The following is an 11,178-nucleotide window of genomic DNA, read 5'->3' on the forward strand; positions in this document are numbered from 1 at the left end:
CGCGGATCATGTCGATGTCAGGCAGTTTCAAAGGCCGGGGCGCCTCGGTGGCGCCCAGCAGCAGAAGCAGCGGGGCGAACCTCAGGACGCCCCGCATCATCATCAATCCACGAAAGGATCGCGCACGAGGATGGTGTCCTCGCGCTCGGGGCTGGTGGAGACGAGCGCCACCGGCGTCTCGATCAGTTCCTGGACGCGCTGGATGTACTTGATCGCCTGCGCGGGGAGGTCCGCCCACGAACGGGCACCGGCGGTGGTGCCCTGCCAGCCGTCCATTTCCTCGTAGATCGGCTCGACCGCGGCCTGATCGGCGGCGTGGCTCGGGTAGTAATCCAGCACCTTGCCGTGCAGGCGGTAGCCGGTGCAGATCTTCACCTTGTCCATGCCGTCCAGCACGTCGACTTTGGTGAGGGCGATGCCGGTGACGCCCGAGATCGCACAGGACTGGCGCGTCAGCACCGCGTCGAACCAGCCGCAGCGGCGCTTGCGGCCGGTGACGGTGCCGAATTCATGGCCGCGCTCACCCAGACGCTGGCCGGTCTCGTCCTCCAACTCGGTCGGGAACGGGCCGGAGCCGACGCGGGTGGTGTAGGCCTTGACGATGCCCAGCACGAAGCCGGTGGCCGAGGGGCCGAGGCCCGAACCGCTGGCTGCGGTGCCCGACACGGTGTTGGAGCTGGTGACGAAGGGATACGTACCGTGATCGACGTCGAGCAGCACGCCCTGCGCGCCTTCGAACAGGATGCGCGCACCGGCCTTGCGGACTTTGTTAAGGCGCTTCCACACCGGCTGGGCGAACTGCAGCACGAAAGGCGCGATCTCGCGCAGTTCGTTGAGCAGCGCCTCGCGGTCGATCGGGGGCTGACCGAAACCGGCGCGCAGCGCGTCGTGGTGCGCGCAGAGGCGATCGAGCTGCGGCTCCAGCGCATCGAGGTGCGCCAGATCGCAGACGCGGATCGCACGGCGACCGACCTTGTCTTCATACGCCGGGCCGATGCCGCGACCGGTGGTGCCGATCTTGCCCGCACCGGCAGCCGCTTCACGCAGGCCGTCCAACTCGCGGTGGACCGGCAGGATCAGCGGGCAGTTGTCCGCGATCGCGAAGTTCTCGGGATTGATCTCGACGCCCTGCCCGCGCAGCTTCTCGACTTCGGACTTGAGGTGCCACGGATCGAGCACGACGCCATTGCCGATGATCGAAAGCGTGCCGGTGACGATGCCCGAAGGCAGCAGGCTCAGCTTGTAGACCTGTTCGCCGACGACGAGCGTGTGGCCCGCGTTGTGGCCGCCCTGAAAACGCACCACTGCGTCCGCACGGCTGGCGAGCCAGTCGACGATCTTGCCCTTGCCCTCATCGCCCCACTGGGCACCGATCACGGTAACATTTGCCATGGATATGCTCCTCCACCCTGCCACGGTGGATCCGGTATCGCCCTTCGACAGGACTCGACGATACGGATTTACGGTGGGGCAGGAGGCCCCGGCTTTTTCGGTCGGGCCCCTAAGGGCAAGGGGGGGCGGTAGTCAAGGGTCACCGGCACGAACGGGTTACTCTTCATTACACTTGGCGACTTGCCCCTGCCCGCTCCGGCCTGCGACCCTGCAGACATATCACGGGAGCATGCGACCATGAAGAAAACCCCAATGATCACGATCGGTGCCCTGCTGCTAGCGGTAGCTACGCCCGCCCTCGCGCAGCAGCGAACGGAAACGCTGAGTTACGGCACCGGAGCGCTGCAGACGCTCGATTTCTGGCCAGGAACTCAGAACGGGGCCGCGCGCAAAAAGCCTTCCCCACTGGTCGTCTTCGTTCACGGCGGTGGCTGGAAGCGCGGCGACAAGGACAGCGCCACCGGCCGCTACAAGGTCGCGCACTACACCGGCGAGGGCTACGCCTTCGCCAGCGTCAACTACCGGCTAGTCCCGGACGCGACCGTGGAGCAGCAGGCGCAGGATGTTGCCGATGCGCTCGCGGCCCTGCTCAAACAGGCGGATTCGCTAGGCATCGCGCGCGGCAAGGTCGTGCTGATGGGGCACAGCGCAGGCGCGCATCTGGTGGCGCTGGTCGGCACCGATCCGCGGTATCTGCGCAAGGCCGGACTGGCCTACTCCGACATTCGCGGCGTGATCCCGATCGACGGCGCCGCCTACGACGTCCCCGCGCAGATGCAGGACGCCGAGCGGCTGATGGGCGGTGCATATCGGCAAGCCTTCGGAACCGATCCGTCGCGCCAGCGCGCGCTTTCGCCCACCTTGCAGGCGGCCGCGCCCAATGCGCCGCAATTCCTGCTGCTCCACGTCCAGCGCGCCGACGGCGTGCGGCAAGCCCAGGAACTGGAAGCGGCGCTGCGCAAGGCGGGCACAAAGGTCGAGCGCGAAGGCTTCCCCGGACGCGGATTGCCGGGGCACATTCAGATCAACCGCGAACTGGGCAATCCGGACTATGCCGCGACCGGCGTGGTCGATCGCTGGCTCGCCCGGGTGTTCGGCTAAAGCGCGACCGCCTCGCCGCCTTCCAGCTTGTGCGAGCAGCCCAGCGCCAGCGCATCGTCCGCTTCTGAGAGCGCGGCCACGGTCACCCAGCCGATCGCCCGCTGACGACTGGCGACCTCGCGGTCATGGCCGAGCGGGAGGAACAGGCGGCGCTCTTCGCCCGCAGCGGCGGACAGGCTCTCGATCAGCGGATCGGGATAGAGCGAGAAGCCCGTCGCGGATTCCGGATTGCGGCCGGTCTGACCAAGGATCGAATAGGTGCCACCACGCCCAAGACTGCCCGGCACGCCATCGGCGTAGATCGTGAAACCGAACCAGGACTGATACTCGAAGCCATGGCGCTCGGACGGATCGAGCGTCAGCCGCGCCTTGCCGCCGACCCGCGCGGCGATCGCCCGCAGCGCGGCAATGCGGCTGGCGAGTACACCGCCGACATCAAAGGCTGCCAGTTGCTCGATCGCGCTGTCGAACGGCCCGACGGCGTAGAGCAAAGGCAGATAGGCTTCACCGCCCGCATCGACCAGCCCGCCTGCGTCCTTGGCGTCGAGCATCTGGCGCACCGCCTCGATGTTCATGGAGGGCAGCGGCAGTGCCCCTGCGCTCAGCGTATCGACGAGGTCGGGGAGGGTGAAGTCCACCGAAACGCCCGTCGCGCCCGCCGCGCGCAGCGCCTCGATCGCCAGTTCGACGATCTCGGCCACCGCTTCGGTCGAATCGGCGCCGACGAGTTCCGCGCCCAGCTGCAGGCGCTCACGCGCCGGATCGAGGCCGTCGCCCTTGATCGTCACCACCTGCCCCGAATAGGACAGCCGCAGCGGCCGCGGCGCCTGCGCAAGGCCGGTCGCGGCGATGCGCGCGACTTGCGCGGTGATGTCGGACCGCAGGGCCAGCATCCGCATCGAGACCGGATCGACGAAGCGGAACATGCGGCGCACCTGAACGCCCGCCATGCGGTGCGCCAGCGCCTTTTCGAACTCCAGCACCGGCGTTTCGACGCGCGCGTAGCCGTGACTCGCAAGAACGTCATGCGCGGCGCGGCGCACCGTCTGGGATGCCCATGCCTGCTGCGGCAGACGGTCGCCCAAGCCCTCGGGCAGAAGATCGCGGTCGTTTTCCTGCATAATGCCCGCGCCCTTAGCCCGCCGAAGCGCGGTTGTCGAATGTACAAATTTGCGACGATTGGCGACGAATTTTCCATCGGCTCCGGAAGGTCCAGCCGCTAAGTCGAACCCAGGCGTCTGGCGGGACGCATCCTGTTTCAATCAACGAAGGCGCAACCATGAGCCCTGCCCGCACGATTACCCCGCTTCTGGCCGTACTGCTGATGACACTGGCTCCGCCAGCCCTTGCCCAGGGCATGGGAGGCATGGACGGCGGCATGGGCGGCGCCGGAATGGGTGGCGGTGGCATGGGGGGAGACGACATGGGCGGCGGAGGCCCTCCCGGCGGCGGCGGTGCTCGTCCCCCTCAGCCGCCTAAGCCGATCAAGCGCGCACGCTTCGACAAGATCGTCACCGACATGTTCCGCGACGCCGACACCAACCGCGACAGCACCGTAACACTCGACGAATTGCACGCGCTCGTCGAGGCGCGACGCGCAGTCATCATCAAGGAACGCTTCGCCGCAATCGACGCCGACCGCAACGGCTCGATCTCCATGGCGGAATTCAGCGCGTGGCAGAGCAAGATGGGCTCTGCCGCCACCAGCGACGATGCCGCGACCGGTGACCGAAGCGGCCCGATCGTCGAGGCAGTCATGCCCGACGTCGGCGAAGATCGCGCACTCGCGCGGTTGATCGAGCCCCTCAGCGGCACCGTCATCGCCCGCGCCAACACCAATTACGACGCAGGCGTCTCGCTGGAGGAACTGCTGGCCTACGAAGGCAAGCTGTTCGACACGGCGGACACCGACCACGACGGCTACCTGTCGATGGAAGAACTGCGCCCCAAGGGCAAGGACGGGGAGCGCATGCGCGGTCCCGGCGGTCCCGGCCCGATGGGCGGCCCGCCGCCACGCTGATCCGTCAGAGCAGCGCGCGCCAGGTCTCGCCCTGAACCGGTTCGCCGAACGTATGGTGAACCTGAGTGTCGATGCACTCGAAGCCGTTGCGCGCATAGATGCGGCGCGCGGCTTCGAGCACGGTATGCGTCCATAGCACCACCTGCCGGTAGCCCTGCTCCCGCGCGAAATCGAGGCAGCCGGCGACCAGCGCGTCGCCGATGCCCCGCCGCCGCGCGAAAGGCTCGACGTGGAGCAGGCGCAGCCGAGCGGTGCCTTCCCCCTCGTCGGTAAGGAACACCGCGCCGGCCATGACCCCGCCCAGATCCGCGACCCAGCAGCGCTCTCGCTCCGCATCGGAGTTTCGCAGGAACGCTGCAGTGGTTTCCGCCTCCACCACTTCGAGCCCATGCCCCCAACTGTGGCTTTCGGCGTAGAGCACCGACTGACGGGCCGCCACCTGACTGACTTCGCCGACCCGCGCGTCGCGGATCGTGAAGGCATCGGGCGCCTGGCGATCCAGCAGCAGCCGCGCCCGCGTCAGCGCCTGCACCAGATCGTCGCGCTCGGTCGCGCTCAGGCGTTCCAGATCGTGCGCGACAGCATCGCGCTGGCGCCCGTCGATCTCCTCGAACGCCGCCTGCCCCGCCTGCGTGAGCCGGATCGGGCGGGCGCGCGCATCACTGTCGAGCCGGTCGCGCGCGACCCAGCCCCGTTCCTCGAACCGGGCGATCATCCGGCTGAGGTAACCGCGATCGAGGCCCAGTTCGGCCTGCAGGACATTCGCCAGCACCGGCCCCAGCCGTGCGATCTCGAACAGGAGGCGCGCTTCCGGCAGGTTCGCATCGGTGTCGAGAAAGCGCGCGTCGATGGCGCCGACGTGCCGGGTGAAGAAGCGGTTGAAGGTGCGGATCGCGTCGATGGCCTGGTTCAAGCGCCAGCCTTGATCGATTATGTTGACTTAGTCAACAATATCGAGAAGTGCGAGACGAACGACGCCTCCCGAACGAGAAAGGGGCCGATGCCGCAAGGCACCGACCCCTTTTCGTTGGGAGCTTGTTAAAGCGTCAGCTTAGAACGTCAGCGCCTTGACGGTCTTCACGCCCGGCAGCGCACGCGCCTGCTCCAGCAGTCCGGCCGAGAGATCGCCGTCCACCGAGAGCAACAGCACCGCTTCGCCGCCAGCCGCGCGGCGACCGAGGTTGAAGGTGCCGATGTTGATCGCGTTCTCACCCAGCAGCGTGCCGATGCGGCCGATGAAGCCCGGCGCGTCCTCGTTGACGATATAGAGCATCGAGCCGTCCAGCTCGGCCTCGACCTTGATGCCGAACATCTCGACGAGGCGCGGCTCGACGTTGTTGAACAGCGTGCCGGCCACCGAACGCTCGCCCGCTTCGGTCTTCACCGAAACGCGGATCAGGGTGTGGTAGTCGCCCTCGCGCTCGGTCTTCACTTCGCGCACTTCAAGGCCGCGCTCCTTGGCCAGGAACGGGGCGTTGACCATGTTCACCGTGGCCGACTGCACGCGCAGGAAACCGGCGAGGACGGCGGCGGTGATCGGCTTCTGGTTCAGTTCGGCAGCGGCGCCCTCGACGTGGATCGAGATGCGCGGAACCGAGTCCACGGTCAGCTGGCCGACCATCGAACCCAGCACTTCGGCCAGCTTCATGTAGGGCTTGAGCTTCGGGGCTTCCTCGGCGCTCAGCGAGGGCATGTTGAGCGCATTGGTGACACCGCCGTTGACGAGGTAGTCGGCCATCTGCTCGGCCACCTGGAGCGCCACGTTGACCTGTGCTTCGGTGGTCGATGCGCCCAGATGCGGGGTGCAGATGAAGTTCGGGGTGCCGAACAGCGGCGATTCCTTGGCCGGCTCGGTCTGGAACACGTCGAGCGCGGCGCCCGCGATGTGGCCCGAATCGAGGCCCGCCTTCAGCGCGGCTTCGTCCACCAGACCGCCGCGTGCGCAGTTGATGATGCGAACGCCCTTCTTGGTCTTGGCGAGGTTCTCGGCCGAGAGGATGTTGCGGGTCTGGTCGGTCAGCGGCGTGTGCAGCGTGATGAAGTCCGCCTTGGCCAGCAGCGTTTCGAGGTCCGCCTTCTCGACGCCCATTTCCACGGCGCGCTCAGGGGTAAGGAACGGGTCGAAGGCGACGACCTTCATGCGCAGGCCCAGCGCGCGGCTGGCGACGATCGAGCCGATGTTGCCGGCGCCGATGAGGCCGAGCGTCTTGCCGGTGACTTCGACCCCCATGAAGCCGTTCTTCGGCCAGGTGCCGGCCTGCGTCTGGGCGTTCGCCTCGGGCAGCTGGCGGGCGAGTGCGAACATCAGGGCGATGGCGTGCTCGGCAGTGGTGATCGAGTTGCCGAACGGCGTGTTCATCACCACGACGCCCTGCGCCGAGGCAGCCGGGATATCGACGTTGTCGACGCCGATGCCGGCGCGGCCGATGACCTTGAGGTTCTTGGCGGCGGCCAGCATTTCCTTGGTCACCTTGGTCGACGAACGGATGGCGAGGCCATCGTATTCACCGATGCGGGCGATCTGCTGTTCCGGGTTCTCGCCGGTGATGACGTCGACGTGGCAGCCCATCTCCTCGAAGATGCGGGCGGCGTTGGGGTCCATCTTGTCGGAAATGAGGACTTTGGGCTTGGTCATGGAATGTGTTCCTTCACGCTGGCCGAAAATGCATGGCCATGGCGGAGTGAAAAATCGCTGAGTGAAACTCGGTCGCGCAGCAAGATCCCCGTCATTCCCGCGAAGGCGGGAACCCAGCTGATGACGGTGCAACCTGAAACAGCATCAGTTGGGTCCCCGCTTTCGCGGGGATGACGACGGTGTTATTACGCTGCGACCTGTTCGGCCTTGACGGTGGCGTAGGCCCAGTCGAGCCAGGGACCGAGATCCTCGATGTCCTGAGTATCGACCGTGGCGCCGCACCAGATGCGCAGGCCCGCAGGGGCATCGCGGTATCCGGCGACGTCGTAGGCGGCGTCCTGCTTTTCGAGCAGGGCGGCGAACTTCTTGATGAAGTCGGCGTCGGCACCTTCGACGGTCAGGCAGACCGAGGTCTTCGAACGGGTCGCCTCGTCCACCGCGAGGTGGCCGAGCCAGTCACGCTCGGCGACGATCTTGCCCAGCGCAGCGGCGTTGGCGTCCGAACGGGCCTGCAGTCCCTTGAGACCGCCCAGCGACTTCGACCATTCCAGCGCGAAGATCGCATCCTCGACAGCGAGCATCGAGGGGGTGTTGATCGTCTCGCCCTTGAACACGCCCTCAGCGAGCTTGCCCTTGGAAACGAGGCGGAACACCTTCGGCAGCGGCCATGCGGGGGTGTAGGTTTCCAGACGCTCGACCGCGCGGGGGCCGAGGATGAGGACGCCGTGACCGCCCTCGCCGCCCAGAACCTTCTGCCAGGAGAAGGTGGCGACGTCGATCTTCGACCAGTCGATGTCGTAGGCGAACACCGCCGAGGTCGAGTCGGCGAAAGTCAGGCCCTCACGGTCGGCGGGGATGAAGTCGGCGTTGGGAACGCGGACGCCCGAGGTGGTGCCGTTCCAGGTGAACAGCACATCGGTGCTGAAATCGATCTGGGTGAGGTCAGGCAGCTGGCCGTAGTCGGCGCGGATCACGGTGGGATCGAGCTTGAGCTGCTTGGCAGCGTCCGTCACCCAGCCTTCGCCGAAGCTCTCCCAGGCAACCGTGGTCACGGCGCGCTGGCCGAGCATGGTCCACATGGCCATCTCGAAGGCGCCGGTGTCTGAACCGGGGACGATGCCGATGCGGTGGGTGTCGGGCAGCTGCAGCACTTCGCGCATCAGGTCGATGCAGTAGGCGAGGCGAGTCTTGCCGATCTTCGCACGGTGCGAACGACCCAGCGATTCGGTGGCGAGCTTTTCGGGCGAATAGCCGGGCGGCTTGGCGCAAGGTCCGGAAGAGAACTGCGGACGAGCAGGTTTACGCGCAGGAACGGCAATCAAATCAGTCATTTCTGACTCTCCTTACAGAGAGCACGCGCGGCGTTGGGACCGCGTGGCCCGGAGCCGCTCCTAGTGGCACCCACGGGGATGTCAATCGTCTTGCAGGCCAAAGGGCGGTCAGTTCACTGTGTAAAACGGTCGCATGCATATGGCGCCCTGCCGCCGTGTAAGGCACGGATAAGCGCAGGTTAAGGCACTCCCCCCAAGAGCTTGGACCCATGCGCAGAATTTTGTTCACCCTCCCCCTGCTTGCCATGCTCAGCGGGTGCATCGACCGTCCGGCGCCTTCGAACCGACGGCCGAATCACACGGCGAGTCGCCCCCGACCCTCGCCGCCGCGCCCCGAACTGCGGCAGTGCCTGTCGACTCTCAGCGCACAGCAGGCCGTATTCACCCCGGTCGAGGATCGCTGGTACGGCAGCGCCTGCTCCACGGTGGGGACGGTCAAGCTGGCCGCGCTCAACACAGACGACGCCACGGTGACCGTTTCCGGGCTCGGCCCCGTGACTTGCGCAACATCGACGGCCTTTGCGGGCTGGGCACGCTACGGCGTGGACCGCGCGGCGCAGCAGATCCTCGGCAGCCGACTGGTAAAGATAGAGACGTTCGGCAGTTATTCGTGCCGCAACGTCGCGGGCACTTCACGCCGGTCGGGTCATGCCAGTGCCAATGCCATCGACGTCTCGGGCTTCGTCCTTGGCGACGGACGGCGCATCACCGTGCTGGCCGGCTGGAACGGCGGCACGCCCGCCGAACGCCGCTTCCTGCGCGTGGTCCACGACAGCGCCTGCAAGCGCTTCGGCACGACGCTGGGCCCCGGTTACAACGCCGCGCACGAGAACCATTTCCATCTTGAGGCGGACGGCGCGGATTTCTGCCGCTGACGACGCGCCCATTCGTCATTGCGAGCGCAGCGAAGCAATGACGGAAGGTGAGGTTCCCGGGAGGAACGGGGCTCAGCCGCCGAGGATGATCGGATCGGGCGCATCGTCGCTGTCGCCCGCTTCGGGATGGATCGCGAAACGGATGCGTTCGATGCAGCCGCTGCGCCCTTCCTGCGAGGGCGCCGCTTTGGCCGACTGGATCACCTGCAGCGCCTGCCGCCCGAAGTCGTCGGAAGGCTGCGCGGCCAGTACCTTGGCATTCCCCACCGCGCCCCACGGCGCGATGTCGTAGCTGACGACCGCCCAGCCCTCGATCCGGCGGCGGTTGTAGGCCTGCGGGAATCGCAGCACCGGCTGGCTCGCCCAGTCCTGTCCGGCCGGGCACTTGTCGCCCGCCGGAAAGGCGCTCTTTTCCGGCATCGGCGGCGCGGCCAGCACTTCGGGCTGGCGCCAGTAAGGATAGGAGCACCCCTTGCGCGCACCGCCGGTGAAGCGCGATTCGCGCATCGCCTTGACCGCCGCCGCGTCGAGCGCCTTATTGCCGGTGCCGGTCCCGATCCGCACGTTCACCGGCTTGCCGCCCGCATCGGTGTCGTACGTCACCAGCGCCCATTCCTTCATGCCGGGGGTGCCGGGCAGCTTCGCGAAATCCGGGAGCGCGCGCACCAGCGGCTGCGGGCGCGGGGCGTCGGCGCAGTTGCCACCTTCGCGGATGCGCTCCCAGCCCGGCAGCGGCAGCCGCCCGTTCAGCGGCGTCACCGTGTAGGACACCAGATCGGGCACCGCGGCGGTAGCGAAAGGCGCGACCGCGACAGCATACGTCACCGAGCAGGCGCTGTGCGCCTTGGACGGGAACCGACTGGCGGCGAGCGCGGGCGCGATGTCGTCGTTGGGCACGAAGCGGGCATCCCCGCGCGTGATCGAGACCGGTCGGCCACTGGCGTCGATGTCGAAACGCAGCGTCACCGACTGCTGCGCGTTCGGCCCGCGCCAGCCGATGGTGTTCAGCGGACGGCGCAGCGGCGCGCCGGAGACGAGAGCGCCGCCATCACAGCGCACCTCCCCGGGAGTCCAGGCGGCAAGGCCGCGTTCGCTCGAACGGCGGAATTCATCGGCGACGGCCGGCGGCGGAGGGACCGCAGGAGGCGCCGCCACCGCCATCAGAACTGCCAGAGCAACCGCCACCATGCCCGATCTCCATATCCGGAGATTTCAGGCTAACACGTTGCCAAGACAGGACAAGGACAGATCGGCGCCACAATCGATCCGGTTGGGCGCCGAAGTCGATGCATCAAATTTCCAGCTGGCTGCCCAGTTCCACCACGCGGTTCGTCGGCAGGCGGAAGAACTCCATCGCGCTCGCCGCATTGCGCATCATCCACGCGAACAGCTTTTCGCGCCAGATCGCCATGCCGGGCTTCTCCGAGGGTACCAGCGTCTGGCGCGAGAGGAAGAAGCTGGTCTTCATCATCTCGAACGGGCCGCCGCACATCGGCGCATGCGCCAGCGCGGCGGGAATGTCGGTCTCCTCCATGAAGCCGTAGCGCAGCGTCAGGCGATAGAACCCCTGCCCCAGATCGACGACGGTGAAGCGGTCCTCCGGCTCCACATAGGGGCCGTCCTGCACTTCCACCGTCAGCACGACGACGCGCTCGTGCAGCACCTTGTTGTGCTTGATGTTGTGGAGCAGCGCCGAAGGCACGCCCATGTTGCTGGAGGCCATGAAGATCGCCGTGCCCGGCACCCGCGCGGCGCTGCCGTGGGCGCTCTTGGCGAAGACGTTGAGCGGCAGCGCGGCCTCGGTCATGCGGTCGCGCATCAGGC

10 protein-coding genes are annotated in these 11,178 nt (G+C 67.1%); 3 read left to right on the forward strand and 7 right to left on the reverse strand.

Annotated features, from left to right (window positions below; translation table 11 throughout):
• Positions 1–102 precede the first annotated feature (102 nt).
• A complete protein-coding gene (locus tag LH128_RS09060) occupies positions 103–1,392 on the reverse strand; it encodes an adenylosuccinate synthase (protein ID WP_008829316.1) in 1,290 nt (429 codons plus the stop codon).
• 237 nt (positions 1,393–1,629) lie between these two features.
• On the opposite strand from LH128_RS09060, the gene LH128_RS09065 reads away from it, so the two are divergent.
• Positions 1,630–2,493, forward strand: a complete 864-nt coding sequence (locus LH128_RS09065) for an alpha/beta hydrolase (RefSeq protein ID WP_155986141.1) — start codon at positions 1,630–1,632, stop codon at positions 2,491–2,493.
• Here LH128_RS09065 and LH128_RS09070 read toward each other — a convergent pair.
• Positions 2,490–3,614, reverse strand: coding sequence for an ATP phosphoribosyltransferase regulatory subunit (locus LH128_RS09070; RefSeq protein WP_008829318.1), 1,125 nt, complete (start codon positions 3,612–3,614; stop codon positions 2,490–2,492). The genes LH128_RS09065 and LH128_RS09070 overlap by 4 nt on opposite strands.
• A gap of 158 nt (positions 3,615–3,772) precedes the next feature.
• On the opposite strand from LH128_RS09070, the gene LH128_RS09075 reads away from it, so the two are divergent.
• Positions 3,773–4,513, forward strand: coding sequence for an EF-hand domain-containing protein (locus tag LH128_RS09075; protein WP_008829319.1), 741 nt, complete (start codon positions 3,773–3,775; stop codon positions 4,511–4,513).
• Positions 4,514–4,517: 4 nt separating this feature from the next.
• On the opposite strand, the gene LH128_RS09080 is transcribed toward LH128_RS09075, so the two are convergent.
• From LH128_RS09080 to LH128_RS09090, 3 genes are all read right to left on the reverse strand, one after another.
• Positions 4,518–5,426, reverse strand: a complete 909-nt coding sequence (locus tag LH128_RS09080) for a bifunctional helix-turn-helix transcriptional regulator/GNAT family N-acetyltransferase (RefSeq protein WP_008829320.1) — start codon at positions 5,424–5,426, stop codon at positions 4,518–4,520.
• Positions 5,427–5,564: 138 nt separating this feature from the next.
• On the reverse strand, positions 5,565–7,148 hold the full coding sequence (gene serA / locus LH128_RS09085) for a phosphoglycerate dehydrogenase (RefSeq protein ID WP_008829321.1): 1,584 nt from the start codon (positions 7,146–7,148) through the stop codon (positions 5,565–5,567).
• 185 nt (positions 7,149–7,333) lie between these two features.
• Positions 7,334–8,479, reverse strand: coding sequence for a phosphoserine transaminase (locus LH128_RS09090; RefSeq protein WP_008829322.1), 1,146 nt, complete (start codon positions 8,477–8,479; stop codon positions 7,334–7,336).
• Positions 8,480–8,688: 209 nt separating this feature from the next.
• Between LH128_RS09090 and LH128_RS09095 the strand changes: the two genes are divergently transcribed.
• Entirely contained in the window at positions 8,689–9,354 is a 666-nt protein-coding gene (locus LH128_RS09095) for an extensin family protein (RefSeq protein WP_008829323.1), read from the forward strand.
• A 72-nt stretch (positions 9,355–9,426) separates the two neighbouring features.
• Here the strand turns inward: LH128_RS09095 and LH128_RS09100 are convergent, their stop codons facing one another.
• On the reverse strand, positions 9,427–10,542 hold the full coding sequence (locus LH128_RS09100) for a TonB family protein (protein WP_008829324.1): 1,116 nt from the start codon (positions 10,540–10,542) through the stop codon (positions 9,427–9,429).
• Between the two features lie 103 nt (positions 10,543–10,645).
• The coding region (locus tag LH128_RS09105; RefSeq protein ID WP_202196471.1) for a KUP/HAK/KT family potassium transporter at positions 10,646–11,178 on the reverse strand (533 nt) is incomplete at its 5' end.

Origin of the sequence: Sphingomonas sp. LH128 (assembly GCF_000293195.2) — a bacterium.
Taxonomy (GTDB): domain Bacteria; phylum Pseudomonadota; class Alphaproteobacteria; order Sphingomonadales; family Sphingomonadaceae; genus Novosphingobium; species Novosphingobium resinovorum_A.

Coding starts and splice junctions, on each gene's coding strand:
- LH128_RS09065 (WP_155986141.1), top strand. CDS start 1,630: ATGAAGAAAACCCCAATGATCACGATCGGTGCCCTGCTGCTAGCGGTA.
- LH128_RS09090 (WP_008829322.1), bottom strand. CDS start 8,479: ATGACTGATTTGATTGCCGTTCCTGCGCGTAAACCTGCTCGTCCGCAG.
- LH128_RS09095 (WP_008829323.1), top strand. CDS start 8,689: ATGCGCAGAATTTTGTTCACCCTCCCCCTGCTTGCCATGCTCAGCGGG.
- LH128_RS09100 (WP_008829324.1), bottom strand. CDS start 10,542: ATGGTGGCGGTTGCTCTGGCAGTTCTGATGGCGGTGGCGGCGCCTCCT.
- LH128_RS09075 (WP_008829319.1), top strand. CDS start 3,773: ATGAGCCCTGCCCGCACGATTACCCCGCTTCTGGCCGTACTGCTGATG.
- serA (WP_008829321.1), bottom strand. CDS start 7,148: ATGACCAAGCCCAAAGTCCTCATTTCCGACAAGATGGACCCCAACGCC.
- LH128_RS09070 (WP_008829318.1), bottom strand. CDS start 3,614: ATGCAGGAAAACGACCGCGATCTTCTGCCCGAGGGCTTGGGCGACCGT.
- LH128_RS09060 (WP_008829316.1), bottom strand. CDS start 1,392: ATGGCAAATGTTACCGTGATCGGTGCCCAGTGGGGCGATGAGGGCAAG.